Annotated in this window: 13 protein-coding genes and 5 pseudogenes; 12 read left to right on the forward strand and 6 right to left on the reverse strand. The window is 66.9% G+C overall.

Annotation, left to right across the window (positions count from 1 at the left end; all coding sequences use genetic code 11):
* Positions 1-130: 130 nt before the first annotated feature.
* The 3 genes and pseudogenes from ACWEBX_RS16135 to ACWEBX_RS16145 all read right to left on the reverse strand — a co-directional run.
* Positions 131-559: a hypothetical protein gene (locus ACWEBX_RS16135; protein WP_451885480.1), complete on the reverse strand. Its 429-nt coding sequence runs from the start codon at positions 557-559 to the stop codon at positions 131-133.
* A 219-nt stretch (positions 560-778) separates the two neighbouring features.
* Positions 779-1,015 (reverse strand): annotated as a pseudogene (locus ACWEBX_RS16140) (ABC transporter permease); the annotation flags it as partial.
* Between the two features lie 110 nt (positions 1,016-1,125).
* Positions 1,126-1,278 (reverse strand): annotated as a pseudogene (locus ACWEBX_RS16145) (IS982 family transposase); the annotation flags it as partial.
* Positions 1,279-1,520: 242 nt separating this feature from the next.
* Here ACWEBX_RS16145 and ACWEBX_RS16150 point away from each other — a divergent pair.
* The 8 genes and pseudogenes from ACWEBX_RS16150 (at position 1,521) to ACWEBX_RS16185 (ending at position 8,934) form a co-directional block, all read left to right on the forward strand.
* Entirely contained in the window at positions 1,521-2,123 is a 603-nt protein-coding gene (locus tag ACWEBX_RS16150; RefSeq protein ID WP_451885481.1) for a TetR/AcrR family transcriptional regulator, read from the forward strand.
* 65 nt (positions 2,124-2,188) lie between these two features.
* Complete coding sequence (locus ACWEBX_RS16155; RefSeq protein WP_451885482.1) at positions 2,189-3,073, forward strand: hypothetical protein; 885 nt, start codon at positions 2,189-2,191, stop codon at positions 3,071-3,073.
* 20 nt (positions 3,074-3,093) lie between these two features.
* Positions 3,094-3,813 carry a tetratricopeptide repeat protein gene (locus ACWEBX_RS16160; protein ID WP_451885483.1) on the forward strand — a complete coding sequence of 240 codons (720 nt, stop codon included), beginning with the start codon at positions 3,094-3,096 and terminating at the stop codon, positions 3,811-3,813.
* A gap of 645 nt (positions 3,814-4,458) precedes the next feature.
* Positions 4,459-5,620: pseudogene (locus ACWEBX_RS16165) on the forward strand (IS3 family transposase).
* 232 nt (positions 5,621-5,852) lie between these two features.
* The gene (locus ACWEBX_RS16170) at positions 5,853-6,041 is read left to right on the forward strand and encodes a hypothetical protein (RefSeq protein ID WP_355987384.1); all 189 of its coding nucleotides are present in this window, start codon (positions 5,853-5,855) and stop codon (positions 6,039-6,041) included.
* 294 nt (positions 6,042-6,335) lie between these two features.
* Positions 6,336-7,277: an SDR family oxidoreductase gene (locus tag ACWEBX_RS16175; RefSeq protein ID WP_355987386.1), complete on the forward strand. Its 942-nt coding sequence runs from the start codon at positions 6,336-6,338 to the stop codon at positions 7,275-7,277.
* A complete protein-coding gene (locus ACWEBX_RS16180; RefSeq protein ID WP_451885484.1) occupies positions 7,274-8,269 on the forward strand; it encodes a 3-oxoacyl-ACP synthase III family protein in 996 nt (331 codons plus the stop codon). Before ACWEBX_RS16175 ends, ACWEBX_RS16180 begins: the two co-directional genes overlap by 4 nt.
* Positions 8,270-8,658: 389 nt before the next feature.
* Positions 8,659-8,934, forward strand: coding sequence for a hypothetical protein (locus tag ACWEBX_RS16185; protein WP_451885485.1), 276 nt, complete (start codon positions 8,659-8,661; stop codon positions 8,932-8,934).
* Between the two features lie 452 nt (positions 8,935-9,386).
* On the opposite strand, the gene ACWEBX_RS16190 is transcribed toward ACWEBX_RS16185, so the two are convergent.
* Positions 9,387-9,698, reverse strand: coding sequence for a tetratricopeptide repeat protein (locus ACWEBX_RS16190; RefSeq protein WP_451885486.1), 312 nt, complete (start codon positions 9,696-9,698; stop codon positions 9,387-9,389).
* Positions 9,699-9,940: 242 nt separating this feature from the next.
* Here ACWEBX_RS16190 and ACWEBX_RS16195 point away from each other — a divergent pair, with 242 nt between their 5' ends.
* The gene (locus tag ACWEBX_RS16195) at positions 9,941-10,969 is read left to right on the forward strand and encodes a hypothetical protein (protein ID WP_451885487.1); all 1,029 of its coding nucleotides are present in this window, start codon (positions 9,941-9,943) and stop codon (positions 10,967-10,969) included.
* A gap of 83 nt (positions 10,970-11,052) precedes the next feature.
* Here ACWEBX_RS16195 and ACWEBX_RS16200 read toward each other — a convergent pair.
* Positions 11,053-11,793: pseudogene (locus ACWEBX_RS16200) on the reverse strand (S53 family peptidase); the annotation flags it as partial.
* Between ACWEBX_RS16200 and ACWEBX_RS16205 the strand changes: the two are divergent.
* Together ACWEBX_RS16205 and ACWEBX_RS16210 are read left to right on the forward strand one after the other, a co-directional pair.
* On the forward strand, positions 11,695-12,000 hold the full coding sequence (locus tag ACWEBX_RS16205; RefSeq protein ID WP_451885540.1) for a hypothetical protein: 306 nt from the start codon (positions 11,695-11,697) through the stop codon (positions 11,998-12,000). The pseudogene ACWEBX_RS16200 and the gene ACWEBX_RS16205 overlap by 99 nt on opposite strands.
* 602 nt (positions 12,001-12,602) lie before the next feature.
* Positions 12,603-13,805 (forward strand): annotated as a pseudogene (locus ACWEBX_RS16210) (IS110 family transposase).
* Between the two features lie 172 nt (positions 13,806-13,977).
* On the opposite strand, the gene ACWEBX_RS16215 reads toward ACWEBX_RS16210, so the two are convergent.
* Positions 13,978-15,384 carry a Dyp-type peroxidase gene (locus tag ACWEBX_RS16215; RefSeq protein WP_451885488.1) on the reverse strand — a complete coding sequence of 469 codons (1,407 nt, stop codon included), beginning with the start codon at positions 15,382-15,384 and terminating at the stop codon, positions 13,978-13,980.
* A 559-nt stretch (positions 15,385-15,943) separates the two neighbouring features.
* On the opposite strand from ACWEBX_RS16215, the gene ACWEBX_RS16220 reads away from it, so the two are divergent.
* Positions 15,944-17,026 (forward strand): ferritin-like domain-containing protein, encoded by a 1,083-nt coding sequence (locus ACWEBX_RS16220; protein ID WP_451885489.1) that lies wholly within the window; start codon positions 15,944-15,946, stop codon positions 17,024-17,026.
* The last annotated feature ends 294 nt before the right edge of the window (positions 17,027-17,320 follow it).

The raw sequence follows: 17,320 nt of genomic DNA on the forward strand, positions 1-17,320 counted from the left end.
ACCACAGCTTGCGGGCGCGCGGGGTTTCGGTGGAGTGGCCGTTGCTCAACCAGACGCTGTCCGCGCTGCGGCCCAAGGGGGTGCCCTCGGGTGAGTAACGCGTTGGGGGCTGTTCAGCCATGCGCTTCTCCTAAGGATTCGGAGAGCTGGTCCCGCAGCCCTTGCGCAGTTCATTGTCGGAGCGGGTCTTCGGGCCCCAGCCAATGCCGCTGGCGTCGCCCTGCATCACAGGGTAGTAGGTGTCGGTGCCGCCGCCGTCATTGCAGTCCGTCGACCATCCGTAGTCGATGAAACTGTTCGAGGTAAGGCCCGTGCCGTGCCCGTCGTTGTAGCCGCGCGGCCCGCTCCACGAGCTGCGCCACATCTGGCTCTGGAGCTTCTGCGAGCCAAAGGAGCCAAAGGAGCCGCTACAGGCTTGCGAGGTCTCCCACTGGAACCACGCGCCCGCTCCGGCGCCGTGGAAGGAGACGTCCGAGATGTACACCGAACAGCCTGCCGTCGCAGGTGCAGCGCGCCTGGCGGGTTTGCCCTCCCCGGGCTTGTAGGTGAAGGAGTACAACTCGCCGTTCTCCTTCCGCCCCACTCCCCGATCGTGGTCCCCGCCATCACCCGGTGTCCGTCCACGATCACGTGCCGAGTCGAGGGCCCGGAATCGTCAGAGGCAGCCGACGCCGCTACCGCGACCGAGGTGCCTGATCCCAGGACAACGGCTGTCGCCAGGCCAACCCCTGTGACCGACAGCAGCGCCCGTCCGGGGCCTGGCCCGGGGACCTTGCTCTCACCTGGCCAGCCGGCCCAGCAGCGCCGAGGCGGACAGGACGCCGAGAGCCGCGGCCATGGCCAGTACGCCGTAGTCGAGGGCCAGATGCGCGGGTGTGCCGAGCAACAGGCCGCGCAGGGCGTCGACTTGGTAGCTGAGCGGGTTGACCAGGCTGACGGCCTGGAGCCAGCCGGGCATGACGGACACCGGGTAGAGGGCGTTGGAGCCGAAGAACAGCGGCATGGTGATGGCCTGGGTCAATGCCGGTCCACAAGGCATTTTCTGTCGGCTGGCATCCGGCCAACCGTGCTACCACTGCCCCTCAATCGTGCACCCCCTGTGTCCGAGATGATCTATTCCAAGGGTCAGTGATCGTAGGCGATCAGTGAGCGTAGGACGGTTTGTCCGGTGGCGTCGTTGTGCCAGATCGCGGCGGTCAGCGCGAGGATATGTTGCATGACGCGGGCTATGTCACCTCCGGGTGTGCGCCCTCGGTGCCGTTCGAGGTCAAGCTGTCCGGAGACGAAGCAATCACCGCCGCCCGCCACCGTGCCCACCAGGCATTCGCCCAGCTGTTCACCGCCCTGGGTACTGGACGTCACCGCCTGCACTACTGCCCTCCGGTGTGGAGGAAGGCCCTATCACGCCGTCTGCTTCGGTTTCCTAGCCCAGCAGGCGGAGTCGGGTCTATTGACGGTGGCCGGTGGCCAGTTCGAGAATGACACGTCATTCCGCGTTCCGCTGACGTGAGGGGAACTCCGTGCCCGGAGGTGTGGTCGACAAGCGGGACGCGATCCTGCGCGCCGCGGGAAAGGTGTTCGCCGAACGCGGCTACCACGCGACCGGTATCTCCGACATCGCGCGGGAGCTCGGCGCCGGACACGGCACGTTCTACCGTTACTTCAAGAACAAGGAGGACATCGCGCGGAGCGTGGTGTCGCGGGCGCTCGGCCGGATAACGGACGTACTGTCCGACGAAGACCCCGGCTCCTCGGAGACCCTGTCGCAGTACCGGGAGCAGGTCAGGCGGATCGGCCAAAAGTTGTTCGAGCTCGTCGTTGCGGAACCGGAGTTGGGCCGCATTCTGTTCTACGACGCGATAGCCATCGACCGCGCCGAGCCCGACCTCGCGGGCCAGGCCATGGAGGCGGCAGCCGCTTACACCGCCGCATTCATCCGCAATGGCCAGGACCGTGGCTTTCTGCGTCGCGATCTGGACGCACATGTGGTCGGGCTCGCGGTGAACGGGATGATCGTGACCGGAGCCGTACGCCTGCTGCACGTGCAGGACCCGGCCGGCATGCGTGAGCCGTGGATCCACACGGTGGAAACCCTCATGTTCGACGGCCTCGGCTCCTCCTGAGTCGCAGGCCCGCAAGGACCGTTCATTTCTTCTGCCTTCGAAGCGGAATGACATGTCATTCCGGAATGGAGAGCACGATGGTCCAGGTCGACGTCTTCTGGTCGTACGGCATCGGCGCAAGCTTCGCGACCGCCGCCGCGTACCGGCTCGTCAGCAGGCCCGGTTCGCCCCGCCGCCGCGTCCTTCGGTGGTCGGACCCGTACCTGATGGGCACCGTCCTGTACTGCTCGGTGCTGTTCGCGCCCAGCGGCGTATGGCTGCTCTGGGGCTTCCCGGACTGGGAGACGATGCAGGTGGCGCGTGGGCACGAAGCGCTGCCCGCCTGGCTGGTCGCCCTGTTCGCCGCAACCAACGTGAGCCAGGGCCTACTCGGATACTGGGTCGCTGCGCGGCTGATCGCGGCCGACCGCGCGTACGCCGCCTTCCTCCAGGCCGGAGTGGGCTACCTCGGGATGTTCTTCCTCCTGGTCCACGGCTGGGACGGGCGCGGGTACCAGCGGTTCTTCTCGGCCGACCGGAAGACCTTCGCATCCTGGCCGGAGCACCCGGGCTTCGGGCAGGTCCTGTCGCGCGTCGGCGACTGGCTGTCTTCGCCGGTCGCGCTGACGCTGTACGGGATGGGAGCTGTCCTCGTACCCGTGATGCTGGGAGCGATGGTCTCCTGGCTCGGGTCGGGCGAGCGTGAGCCGGGCAGCGGTGCGGCACCCGGACACGTCCGCATCGTGCTCGCGGTGCTGAGTGCCGTCTTCGGAGTGGCGCTCGGCAGCGCCATAGCCGCAAGTGTTCTGATCCATCTGCTGGACTGGTGGCTCGGCGTGCCCGCCGCGGCGGCCCTCATCGCCCTGGCCGTCGTCCGGCGTGGGACGGGTGCGGCCCACCGCGCTTTCGGGCTGCTGACCCTGCCCGATGTGCACAGCGGCCGCCCGCGGCACGTGCCCTCGGCTGGCTGACGGCGTCGGGAGGACCCCCAGTGTCACGACATACCGGACATCACCCCGGCCGGCTCCTGGACGGCACCGAGCTGCACGCCTACAACATGATCGCCTTCACCGACGACCGCCAGGGCGTCAGCGTCCACCGCCTCGTACAGACCGTCCTGCGCACCCGCACCCCGTCTCAGTCCGGGCCCGACTCGTACGCTCTGGGCCGCAGCGAGGCCGAGCAGGCCGTCCACCAGGCCCTGCCCACCCAACCGGACGACTTCCTGCCAGAACCCACCGCCCTGCGGGAACGCCTACTCCCCCATGCCCTGGCTCTGACCGAGTCCACGCCATCGGACACCCCCACCTCAGCCGACACCGCCGACACCGCCGACACCTACCACCAGATTGCCCAATACCTCCACCGGCAAGGCCGCGACGCCCACACCATCTCGCTGCGCACCGCCGTTCTCGCCCAGCGCGAGCCGGTACTGGGCCCCATCCACTCCGACACACTGAGTAGCCGCAACAACCTCGCGTGGGCCTACCGGGCGGCGGGAAACCTGAAACGAGCCATCCCCCTGCTGGAAGACACCCTCGCCCAACGTGAACAAATCCTGGGCGACACCCACCCCGACACCCTGGCCAGCCGCAACAACCTCGCCTGCGCCTACCGAGCGGCCGGGAACCTGGAACGGGCCATCCCCTGCTGGAAACCAACCTCGCCCAGTGCGAGCGGGTCCTGGGCAATACCCACCCCGACACACTGAACAGCCGCAAAAACCTCACATGCGCCCGCCGAGAGGCCAAAGCTGCGCGGAAGGAAAATCCAGCAGGTGCCACCGGCCCTCACCAACCCACACCAAATGTGTGACCCAGTAGATCTCAGCGACCACTCGCGCGTAGCCCGGAGCGAAGGGGGGCGCGCCAGGCCCGTGCCCGATCATGCGGGACCACCGGGGATCGAGACAGCGGCTTGCAGGGATGCAACGCGGCCCCGCCGCAGGTCATTCGGATGAGCCACTCTTACTCAATGGCCTGGGTCAATGCCGGTTGACAAGGTATTCACTGTCGACCGGCGTCCGGTCGATGGAGCGGCCGATGTAGCTCATGGGTGCACCGGCCTGGGGCCGAGGTGACAACGAATCCGATCTGAACGCACCACCTGGTACCAGCGTGTAGTCGTGACTCTCTAGACGTCGCCAAGAGCTTGCGCCTCGACTACACCTCTGATCGTAAGGGGATGCGGCCTTACAAATCGGCCTGACCAGCGAGAAGCTCCTGCCTCGGGTCTGCTGCACTGGCCCACTCGATGTCGGGTCTGCCGCACGATCGGGTGACATCTTGACCTGCCCCACCTCTGAGGTTCCAGTTTTGGTGGCTAACTGACAGCTCTTCACGGAAGGCTGGCAGTCATGCCTCGTCCCTATCCTCCGGAGTTCCGGGCGCGTGCCATCGCGTTGATCCGTGCCGGCAAGCAGGCCAGACAGACAGCGGTGGAGCTCGGTATCCATCCCGTCACGTTGTCGAAGTGGTTGCGGCAGGACGACATCGACAACGGGCGGCGACCGGGAACGCCGTCGAGCGAGTCTGCTGAGTTGCGGGCCGCTCGCCGGCGGATCCGTGAGCTGGAAACCGAGCTGGCGGTCGTCCGGCAGACAGCGAAGTTCCTCGGCGAGGACAAGCCCCGCCCAAAAGGCTCTACCCGGTGATCGACCGACTCGTCGATGCCGGGGCACCGGTCGACAGGTGCTGCCGGATCCTTGGCGTCACCCGGCAGAACTACTACAAGCACAAAGCGCACCCCGACCACTGCACGGCAGCTACGGCGGGACTGGCCGGCCGGGCTGATCCGAGAGGTTCACGTCGCTTCCCGCGGCACTTACGGCTACCGCCGCATCCACGCCGAGCTCACCCTGGGCATGGGCATCCGGGTCTGCTCCAGGACCGTGTCGGTGCTGATGACGCAGGCCGGGATCCACGGCCTGCCCGGACCGGTGCGCGTCAAGCGGCTGCGTGGCATCGCCACCGCCGAGGACCTGGTCAATCGCACGTTCCATCGGTTGCGTCCCGACGAGCTGTGGGTCACCGACATCACGCAGCACCGCACCAGGGAAGGGTGGGTCTACTGCGCGGCGGTCCTGGACGCGTTCAGCCGCAAGATCGTGGGCTGGTCCATCGACTCACGGCAGGACTCCACCCTCGTGGTCAACGCGCTGGACATGGCCGTCCGCAACCGCCGCCCCGAGCCGGGCGGGATCGTTCACGCCGATCACGGCACCCAGTTCACCTCCTGGGTCTTCGGGGGAAAAGATCCGCTCCGCCGGCCTCCTGCCGTCGTTCGGCACCGCCGGGGACGGCCTGGACAACGCGATGACGGAGTCGTTCTGGTCCTCGATGCAGATCGAGCTGCTCAACCGCAAGCGCTGGAAGACCCGGGTCGAACTGGCCAACGCGATCTTCGAGTTCATCGAGATCTTCTACAACCGCCAGAGACGACACTCGGCACTGGGCTACCGCACCCCCATCGAGTACGAACTACTCTCCGAGAACGACACCATCCCAGCTGCCGGTTAGCCACCGAGCCTGGAACCCAAATGGTGGGGCAGGTCAAACCTGTCACCCGAGCCTGCATCAGACCCACGACTGTCAGGGTGTTGCCCGCTTCGAGGGGTGAGCCGTCCGGAACCCGTCACGGGTGTCGGTGCTGTGGTCCCGATTAGGCTCCCTGCCCGTTAGGTACGACCTGACAGCCGGTTTGCCGGACGGATGCAGCCGACCTACTCCGGACAGCGAGGGTCCACACGCCATGACCGACTACCTGCGAGCCGTACTCGACATGATCGGCCCACCCGAGAACCGCTACGCCGACCCGGCCGCCTGGGCCCGCCTGGAGGCCGAACTCGGCACGGAACTCCCCGCGGACTACAAGACTGTCCCGTCTCAAATGATCTGGTCTGTGAGTAGGGCTGTGAACTGCGGCGACCAGATCAATTGAGACGCCGGACCGCCGAAACTCTCAGGCGATCTGGTCTTGGATGTCTGGACGTCGGTTGTTGTCTCAGCTGATCTGGTTCGTCCGTGAACAGGGCACACAGCTCGACGTTGAGCCGGATGGGCGTGTCGAGGGGCAGACGATCTCCGAGGGCACGGAAGGCCGCCTTTGAGCCTCACCAACTCGCAGGGCGGGCGATCTTGTTGGTGCCCTCGGCGCAACCCGGCCGGACCGCAGTCGTTGATCAGCGGAGCGAGTGCCGTCGGTGCTGGCCATTGGGGAGTGCTGGGAGGGTCCGTGTTCGATCCGGCAAGCAAGGGGTCCGGTCGTCCTGTGGTGCGCAGCGTGGTGGTGACGGGGGCGACCGGGGGTATCGGGATGGTCACCGCACTGCGGCTGGCCCGGCGTGGTTTCGATGTGATCGGTACAGCGCGCAGCCAGGTGAAGGCGGATGTGCTGGTGGCTGCTGCGGCCGAGTTGGGGCTGGGCCTGCGGACGGTGGTGCTGGACGTGGCCGACCCGGTCTCGTGCGAGCAGGCGATGGCTCTGGTGGAGGAGATGACGGGGGGTGGCGCGTGGGCGGTGGTGAACAACGCCGGTGTGCCGCAGGCGGGTTCCCTGGAGGACGTGAGCGATGAGCAGGCCCGTCATCTGCTGGAGGTGAACGTCCTGGGTGCGATGCGGATCTGCCGGCTGGCGCTGCCGCCGATGCACCGCCGGGGTACGGGGCGGATCGTAAACGTCTCCTCGGGCCTGGGGAGGGTGCCGTGGCCGCTGGGCGGCTGGTACAGCGCGAGCAAGCACGCGCTCAGCGCGCTCACCCACTGCCTGCGGGTGGAGAGCGCCCATGCCGGGGTGCGGGTGTGTCTGGTGGAACCGGGCGCGTTCGCGACCGCGATGCTGGACCGGGCGGTTGCCGACCTGTCCGCGGCCGGTGGTGGCGCGGGCTATGAGCGCACACGGAACCTGTTCACCACGGTCAACGGGCGTGTTCCGGGTCCGGAACCGGTCGCCCGGGTGATCGAGCGATCCCTGTCCTCCCGCCACCCCCGGGCCCGCTACACCGTCGGCCTCGACGCCCGCCTCCTGGTCCCGCTGCACAGCGTGTCGCCCCTGTGGCTCACCGACTGGGTCAAGCACACCGCCAGTGGCCTGCCCCGCACCCGCAGCGGCCAAGAAGCACACCTCCGCGACCCGGAACCCCAGCCCCGGGCCAACGCGGGACGGGAGACGGCATGAACCTTCACAGCCGCATCACCCAGGTCGCCGTCCACCTGCCCCCCGGCCGCCAGACCTCACAAGCCATCGAGGACCGGCTACGCCGCGACAGCCCCGCCTTGCGGATCCCCAACGGGCTGCTACGGCGGCTCTACGGACTTCAGGAACGCGTTCTCGCCGACGCCGACGCCTTGCCCTCCGACCTGGCCGCACACGCCCTCACCCAGGCTCTGACACAAGCACGACTGGATCCGGGCGACATTGACCTGCTGCTGTTCGCCGCCGTCAGCGCCGACGTCCAGGAACCCGCCAACGCCCACATCGTGGCCGCCAAGACCGGCCTGACCTGCCCGGTCCTCGATGTCTCCAACGCCTGCAACAGCGTCCTGAACGCGTTGGAGGTCGCTGACGCCCTCATCCGCACCGGCGCCTACCGCTGCGTCGCCATCGCCTGCGGCGAGACCCTGAGCCGCCTCAGCCGCTGGTCGCTGACCTGCCCCGCCGAGCTGCGCACCGCGCTCGCCTCCCTGACCGGCGGGGACATGGGCGCGGCCCTGCTCGTGGAAGCCAGCGCGGAACCGGGGATCATCGCCTCCACGTTCCTGGCGAACTCGTTCGGCTGGCCCGCCGCAACCCTCTTCAACCCCTATCAGGTTCCGGGTGCGACATCAGGGCTGAACATCGACTCCGAATGGCTGCTTGCCTCCTTCATCGGCCTGGACACCCGAGCCAAGCAGTGGCTCAAGCAGCGGGACGTCGACGCCGGCGGCCTGGACCTGGTCTGCGTCCACCAGCCCTCCGTCCCCTTCGTCCACACCTTCCGCGACCGCCTCGGCATCCACGCCGACAGCGTGCTGCCCACCTTCCACCGCACCGGCAACATGGCCGCCGCCACCATCCCCCTCCAACTGTCCCTCGCCACGGAGCAGGGACGGCTGCGCCCAGGCACGGACATCGCACTGTTCGGCCTGGCCAGCGGCGCAAGCGCCGGAGTCATGCTGATCAAGTGGTAACCCGGCCGGGTGCGCCGGTGAGTACGCGGATCACCATGAATCGCCCGGAACGACCATCAGCGGGAAGCTCGGCCAGGTCAAGTGAGAACGGACAGTTGAACCAGATCAATGGAGACGAGGAGCGAATCGGGCCAGGTCGCCTGAGACAGAGACCAGATCGTTCGAGAGACAAAGACCATCGTCGACGCATACTCGCCGATCCAGATCAACGGACACCTGTATCTGTCGCATCCGGCCACCGCTCGGTGGAACCTCCCGGAGAAGATCCGCGACACCTCCCAGGCGTACTCCCAGACTCGGTGGGGGAACTGGACTGGACGAATGATCCCGAATCCGACCCCCGTCAGATCTGCGGACTGCAGGACCTCGCCTTCGGTACCCCGCAAGGCATGATTCCACTGGCTTCCACGGACCGGGGAGAGACCATCTTCCTGGCACCCCAGGTCTACGACGTCCCCGGCGGCATGTGCGTCGCGTGCGAGGACGGAGACTGGGCCGGCTATCCGATGCTGTTCGCCGAGTGGCTCTACCGCTACCTGATCGGAGAGGACATGGCGGGATACAAGAGCGCGGCCTTCTACCCCGGCCCCGTGATGCTGGAGTACCCGCCCATGACGCCCGACAAGCGCACACGCGTCAGTCACGGCCCGGAACGCGGCATGTAGACCGGGCCCGCCGGACAAGACGTCCCCAAGGGGCTGTGAACGCGGCTTGATATGAGTTATCAAGCCGCGTTCGCAAGGCGTCGAGGAGGCCAGATCCTCAAGGTCACCGGACTGACCGCGTTCGCCTGGGTCAATCCCGGCCCACAAGGTATTTGCGCCGTCGCCGGACGTCTGGCTGTCAGAACGCCTGATGCACCTCAGGCGTGCACCACGCCTGTTTCAGAGGCGCGCATGAACGCGACCTGAACGTACCTCCCCAGATGTCAGCACGTCTTCGGGGTGTGACTCTCTCAAACATCGCCAAGAGCTCGGAGTTCGACTGCACCGGTGACCATAGACAGACGTGACAAGCCATGATGAGCCCTGGGATCTCCTGGCGTTGCGCGCAACACCTCGGCGAATGCGACCTTCTGAGCTCCCGTCGCCAACCTTTGGCGCGCAGGTTAATGTCGCTAGGGTTCGTCCCTTGTTAAGCCTTCCAGCACTGCATGGATCGCACTGAGGTTGTTCACGCGCAGGGCGGTGGTGGGGTGATCGGGACCGAGGGCCGCCTCACTGATGGCCAGCGCCCGCTCCGCCAGCGGCAGAGCTTCGGCATGCCGCCCCAGATCCCTGAACGTGCTGGCGAGATTGCCCAGGCGAAGGCCAGTCGTGGGGTGGTCGGAACCGAGGGCCACCTCACTGATGGCCAGCGCCCGCTCCTCCAACGGCAGAGCTTCGGCATGCCGCCCCAGATCCCTGAACATGCTGGCGAGATTGCCCACTTGACCGGACCGTTCGTCCGTGGGGCGACGCCTACGCCAACACCACCGTGGTCGCCGGCCTCGTCACCGAGGGCGTGCACGACGGCCGCCTCGGACTGCGCGGTCCGCTACGGCTCGCGCACGTCGGCTGGTGCCGGGCCCCTTCGACACGGCAGCGGCTCCCGTTGCAGGTGTGGCGGCTGCTTTCGACACTAGAAGTGAGCAGAAAAATCCCCTAACTTCTAGTTGAAAGGGGAACAGACATGGCTGACTCAGCGAACAGGAGAGTGAGACCGCTCAATGTCGTGCTGCGTCCCGAGTCGCCGGTCTCCCAGGCCTACGCGAGGGAGCAGGCACCTGCGACGGTCACGACGGAGGCGGTGACGTCCGAGGGATTCCGCGAGATCCCGGCGTGGGACCTGACGGACCACGGCGGCAGGAAGATCACGGACCTCGTCTTCGTCAACCGCTACCTCGGCGGGCAGGACGCCTGGGACACGGACGACATCAAGGAGATCGATGCAGCGCTCGAGGCCGCGATGACGGACCCCCGGCTGCAATCGGTGATCGCCCAGTACTACCCGGGCGAGATCTCGTCCAGAATGCTGGACTCCGACGTGCTGGCGGAACCGGCGCCGAAGAGGTTCTTCAAGGACCAGGCGGAGAAACTCGCCGCACGGCTGTTCCAGGACGGGGCGCTCGGTGACAGCGACCCCGGCGAGAGCGTCATCAACCTCATGCTTCCGCGCGGCGTCGTCCTCGTCGACGGGTTCTCACCGCAGTTCCGGCCTCCGGCCGGCGAGGAAGAGGAACACGAACGCCGCCAGCAGGCGCTGATCAAACTCGATGACGACGCCGACTCCGACTCGGAGAACGGACTCGCCGGTTTCCACGGGTCGGTGCACCTGAGGCACAACGGCCGGAACGTCACGGTCTACTACGCGGTCGGGGTCTTCTCCCAGGTGGTCAACGGAGTGAGGAACGGCATACCGGTGTTCAACGGACCGGACGCCTGGAAGAACGTGGTGGCCACCTTCTACCACGAGCTCAACGAAGCGCGGACCGACCCCGATGTCGAGGACGCCGCCCGGTCGAACGACTTCTCGAAGCTCGGGTGGTACTCCCTGGACGGCCGGGGTGAGATCGGAGATCTCCCCATCAACGAACTCGAGGCCCAAGGCCGCGACATCAAGACGGTCTTCAAGGAGGTGCCCCTCACTGACGGGGCCGGCAAGGTTCCGGTCCAGCTCCAGTGGTCGAACGCGGTACACGCTCCCGCCTCATCACTGTGAAGGGGACGGCGGCCCGGGTGGGCACCCGAGCCGCCGTCGGCCGAGCAACCGTCAGCAGGCAGTCACTTCACGGCAGTCGCACATCAGCCGTGGTGGGCCGCCTTCGCCAGGGCCGGCACGAAGCGCAGGGCGTCCAGCGTGCCGACTCCGGTGGCCATGTCGTAGCCCTTGACGGCCTTGTAGCCCTTGACGCGCCCTCGTAGCTGTTGTCGGTGCCGTCGTTGACGTCGCCGACGCCCGAGTCCTTGTGCTGGGCGAGGGTGTAGAGCGCCTGGTTGATGTTGCCCAGACGGTGGCCGGCGGCCTGGTCGGCGAGGGCGACGATGCCCGAGAAGAGCGGGCTGGTCTCGCTGGTGCCGCCGCTGACGTCCCAGCCGGTGGCGGTCGGGTCGAAGCTGGAGTACACCCAGGCACCGCCGTTGACCGCGGCGGCCATCGAGATGTCCGGGGTGCCGCGGCGGGTGCCGACGACCTTCTTCACGCCGTTCTGGAAGGACGGCCGCGTGAACACGTGGGACTGGCCGCCGGCGCCCGCGCCGTAGTCGTTGTAGACGCTGTCCGGCCGCCCGCTCACCCTTGTCGTTCAGGTGGAGCTGGGTGCCGCCGATGGAGGTGACCAGCGGGTCGGAGGAGGGCCAGGAGTTGACCCGCTTCTTGTAGTAGGTCTTGCCGTCCGCCTGGAGGTCGGTGGCACCGCCGTCACCGGAGGAGGCGAGGACCGTGACGTGCTTGCGGTTCGCGTCCTGGAAGGCGTAGCGCAGGTTCTTGATGCTGGAGAAGTCGCCCTTGCCGAAGCCCGGGATGGTGTTCTCCGTGGCGCCGAAAACGGAGGACCCGGCCCGGACCCAGCCGAGCCGCAGCCGGCCGACGGCGACGACACGGCGGCCACCGGGGACGGCCGGCAGGCTCCGGTGGCCATCGTCGACCTGGGCGTGCACGGCGGGTCGGGCTGGACCCTGGTGCGCTACGAAGACGACCACAGCCGGTGGCGGGTGCTGCGCGACGGCGAAGGACGGCGCCGATGGGGCTGACGGCCGCCGCCGCGAGGGTGTCTCGGTGGGTATCGACGCCGATGACGCCGTCGACGTGTTCTGCGAGCAAGGTCATGTGGTTGTTCTCCTCCGCGCGGACGACCGCGACGGTGTCGGCCTGAATGGAGTCACCGCGTGGCGGAACTGTGATGAGTCACGCCGGAAGGCGGACAAGCTGCTGATCAAGCCAACGGGTGGGCCCGGCTCGACGCCGATGTCCGGCAGACATCTCGGGGGAACGGCAGTCCCTGACGGGGCGCCAGTTATGTTTCGAGTCATGCCGGATCATCGGCGCCGAGCCTGACAGCAACCCATCCCGGGCCGCAGAAGAACTCTCACAGTTATGTTTTCCGCGGTCCTGCAAGAGGGCCGCTGGCCTCCGGGCCTGGCATGACTGGTCCCCCCTGTCGATCCGATGACCTGGGGGGTGGTGTCACCGGGCCCGGGAGGCGCCGTTGGAGACGCTGATGAGAGGTCCGACTACCGCCTGGCCCGGCGCAATGCCTGGCCGCTTGCAGGCGGCAGGTCTGCATAACGTGGATGCGCGCATACGACGCCAACGCCCTGGCCAGCACCGCACGAACCCCGTTCGGGAGGATGGGTTGAACGACATCGACGACGTGAGCGTCTTCCTCGGCCTGGATGTCGGCAAGAGCGCCCATCACGGGCACGGGCTGACCCCGGCCGGGAAGAAGGTCTTCGACAAGCAGCTGCCCAACAGCGAGCCGAAGCTGCGGGCCGTCTTCGACAGGCTGGCCGCGAAGTTCGGCACCGTGCTGGTGATCGTGGACCAGCCTGCCTCGATCGGGGCCCTGCCCCTGACGGTCGCCCGGGACGCCGGCTGCAAGGTCGCCTACCTGCCCGGACTGGCGATGCGGCGGATCGCCGATCTCTACCCGGGCGAGGCGAAGACCGATGCGAGGGACGCCGCGGTGATCGCGGACGCCGCCCGGACCATGCCGCACACCCTGCGCTCGCTCCAGCTGACCGACGAGATCACCGCCGAGCTGACCGTGCTGGTGGGCTTCGACCAGGACCTGGCGGCCGAGGCCACCCGCACCTCGAACCGGATACGGGGCCTGCTCACCCAGTTCCACCCCGGCCTGGAGCGCGTCTTGGGCCCGCGCCTGGACCACCCCGCTGTGACCTGGCTGCTGGAACGCTACGGATCCCCCACCGCCCTGCGCTAAGCCGGACGCCGCAAGCTGGTTGAGGTGATCCGGCCCAGGGCTCCGCGCATGGCCCAACGTCTGATCGACGAGGTTTTCGATGCGCTCGACGAGCAGACTGTCGTGGTCCCGGGCACCGGCACCCTCGACCTCGTGATCCCGTCCCTGGCCCGTTCGCTCGCGGCCGTCCACGAACAGCGACGAGCCCTGGAAGCCCAGATCGGACAACTGCTGGAGGCTCACCCTCTTTCCGCGGTCCTGACCTCGATTCCGGGGGTCGCGGTCAGGACCGCCGCCACCTTGCTGGTCACCGTCGGCGACGGCACCAGCTTCCCCACCGCTGCCCACCTGGCCTCCTACGCAGGCCTTGCCCCGACGACGAAGTCGTCGGGGACCTCGATCCACGGCGAACACGCGCCACGAGGCGGGAACCGGCAGCTGAAACGCGCAATGTTCCTGTCGGCATTCGCCGCGCTGCACGATCCCGCCTCCCGCACCTACTACGACCGATGCCGGGCCCGCGGGAAGACCCACACCCAGGCACTTCTCCGCCTGGCCCGCCAGCGGGTCAACGTGCTCTTCGCGATCCTCCGCGACGGCACCTTCTACGAACCCAGAACCCCACGCCTCGCTTGACGAAAGACATAGAGGCACCCCCCGCCGCGCAGGCCTGACACCTATGCCGCCAGGCCTGTGCATGGTCAGAGTCGGTGCGGCAGTACATCGTCACCAGCAGTACCGGGTCCTTGGACAGGGTCCGTGAAGGCTACGAGGAGGTCTCCAGCTCGTGGTGGTCGGTGCGTGCCGGTCACAGACCGCGCAGGAAGGAGAGCGAGGGCATGAAGAAGTACTCGCCGCCCTTCATGGTCACGGCCTGCACCATTGCAGGGACTTCCTGGCCCTCCGCCTTGCCCCACACCCGCGGCCAGGTCGCCGGGGGGCGATCGCCTTGCCCGATGACCTGGTCGAGACCGGGGGCCGACTCACCTTCACCGGGCTCTGGGAAGCCGGGGTTGTTGGCCCAGGTGTGCTGCGTGAACTCGAACTGTTTGTTCAGATCGGAGTTGAATGCCATGAACAGCAGGCCGACGCCGGTCTCGGGAAGGTCGCCCTCGGACCGCTCGCCATAGGTCTGCCCGCGCCGCGCCATCAGGTGGCGGCGTTCGGCTTCCGGTGGCTGCCCGAAGCCGCCGGAGCCGCGCGGGTTGGTCTTGCGGATGTGTGCCTGGTACGGACACTTGTCGGCGGCGCCGTCGCTCGCGTAGTTGAAGTTGTTCATCACCGGGCTGTGTGCTCCGGGCGTGGCCTGCAGCGTGAGCGGAGTGCCGTCCTTGAAGCGGCCGACGAGCATGGCACCGGCTCGCTCGCGGTCGTTGTTCTCAAGCTTCAACGCATCGGCGAGGGCTTCCTCCGCCTGCCTGAACGCCAGGACGTTCTGCTCCAGCTTGCGCAGCACGAAGTAGCTGCCGAAGTCCGTCGCGGGGTCGGGTGCGGCCGGATCCGCGACCAGTACGCGTTCCAGTGGCTGGGTCGGGTCCCATACGGAGACTCCGTCGGTCCGGCGGAGCTCTTCCTCCAGGTCCTCGGTAAGGAACAGCGGCTGGCTGCGGCCGTCGACATAGCCGAAGTGCTCGATCCCATCACCGTTCGCATTGTGCATGCCGCGTCCCGTCTCCTTGCCGAGCACACGGATCGAGCCCGTCAGCAGGCCCTCAATCTCCTGGCGCTTGCTGTCCACCGGGCCGGCTTCGGCGCCGCCGACCAGAACGACGGCGTGGATCGTCTCCTGAAAGCCGGCTTCCCACTGCGCGACCTCCGGGTCTCCCAGCCTTTCCCGGGTCCCGTCGTCCCGCATCCCCCTCCTGAACGCCTCATCGGAGGGAGCCCGGTCCGCCAGTTCCAGCTGTTCGTAGCCCGCGAATGTCAGTCCCACCCCGACGTAGGGCACGTCCGACACGTCCTTCGGCCCGCCCTCCTTGAAGGCCTTCACTTCCTGAAGTTGCGTCTTGGCCGACTTCACCAGCGGGGCCAGCCCGGTCAGGAACGCCCGCGCCTCCGCAATGGCTTCCGCGCCCTGGCCGAACTGCAGCAGCCGGATGTGAAGGTGTTCGCGTACGTGGCCCTTCAGAATATTGGCCTGCAGATTCTGCAGCATCGCGTCGGCGTCACCGGTGGCGTTCTTCCACGACAGGGGGTTGTTGAGATCGACGGGCATGCGGGCCCCTTTCATCGAGCCTGGAACGTGACGTCTTCCGGGCTGGCCTGCAGGGTGGCCGGTGCCGGAACAGAAGCCCGCACCGTGGATGGGTCCGTCTGACCTGGATCAGTCGGAGGCAGCAGAAGGCTGTCGTGGGCGGTGCAGGACCTGATGTCCAGCCTGGTGGATCATTCAGTGATACGCGACTTGGCCATCACGTCCTCAGTTGCTCCCGACTGCCGACTTGCGTTCACCTGAGCACGAGGTTGCCCGACAGCTTCGCGAGTGAAGGCGGGCTCCAGGAGCACCGTTCCTCTTCTACGGTCACCTCCGGGGAGGCCTGTCGTGCCGGTTTGCACTCCGACGAGCCGCGGCCAAACAGGTGAATGTGACAGCAGTCGACACGGGAATCCCTACCGGACAATAGGAATTCCTCCCCGAGCACCGCTTCGACGTATCGCAACCCACGCCCACCGTACGGATGAACTCTGCCAGCGCGGTCTCGCACCTCCAGTGACGCACACCCGCCGTATTTCACAATGAATCAAAATCCCCCGTGAGCGAGAAGGAGACCACTGTGTCCACGGTTCTCAACTATCGAAGCAATATGATCGTCGAACTGATGCGGATGCCCGCCGAGGAACACGACGAGCTGTGGCTAAAAAACGCACTGCAGCAGGCGGTCCTGCTGGAGCTGGCGACGCTTCCCCCTTACTTGTGCGGTCTCTGGTCGATCGAAGATCCGGACCGTGACGGCGACGTCTCCGAAACGATCAAGGAAATCATCTTCGACGAGATGTCCCACATGGGCCTGGTCTGCAACATGCTCACCACCATCGGCGGCGCCCCCCGGATCGCCGACGCGGCACTGGTGCCGAAATATCCTGGCCCACTGCCCGGCGGCGTACGGCCTGAGCTGTCCGTTTCCCTCACCGGCCTGACCAGGGAGGCGGTCAACATGTACTCCCAGATCGAGAGGCCCGACGACCCTGTCGTCGAGGACGCGGAAGTCCACACGTCCATCGGGGCCTTCTACACGCAAATCCTTGAAGCGTTCCGGAACCAGCCGCAGCTCATCAAGGGAACCAAGCAGGTCACCAGGGACATGTCGTTCCACGGCAAGGGGAACGATGTCGTCGCACTCACATCGCTGGATGACGTAGATGCTGCCATCACCATCATCAAGGAACAGGGGGAAGGAACTACCGCGTCGCCGGACAACCCCTTCCCGGGGCAGCCGGGGGAACTGGCCCACTTCTACTCCTTCCGGGAGATTTTCCACGGCCGAAAACTGGTCCTGGTGTCAAGCGACCCGCAGCGGTTCGACTTCCAAGGCGACGAGATTCCCATGCCACGGACCTCCCGCATGGGGACAGTCCCCACCGGTGGCTGGGAGCAGGGAGGGGTTCCGATCTCCAGTGAGGTGCGTGGACTCCTTGACACCTTCAATCAGCACTACAGTGCGATGCTTCGGTCCCTCGAAAACGCCTGGCAGGCTGATCCGTCAAGTACGCCAACACCGGCACAATTGCTGAACCAAGCCGTCAAGGAGATGCGCAAACTGGAGAATCCGGCGCGGCAGCTGATGCAGATCCCACTGTCGGATGGCAGCGAGATGACCTTCGGTCCGGAATTCCGGTACGTCGAGGCCGGAGGGTGACAGAGAAGATCGGACCGGCACACAATACGGACCCGCCGACCGGTTCCTGGGAGGCCCGGTTCAGTGGCACAGAGCCGTTTCCACGACACCCCCCAGGCGCTTCTGGGTCCCGGGTTCAGCCCTCGTGAGCCTGCCGTGCCGCACAGCTTCACCGTTGTATCGATCACACACCCGACGTTCAGGAGGCACTCGGAACATTGCGTCATCCGTCCTCCCGCACCGGCGCACCCGGCCTGGTCCGCGGGCCCGATCTGCGGTGGAGGGAGGGGTGAAGCTTCCGCCTCAAGCCAGGCC

It is taken from the genome of Streptomyces sp. NPDC005070, assembly GCF_053600395.1.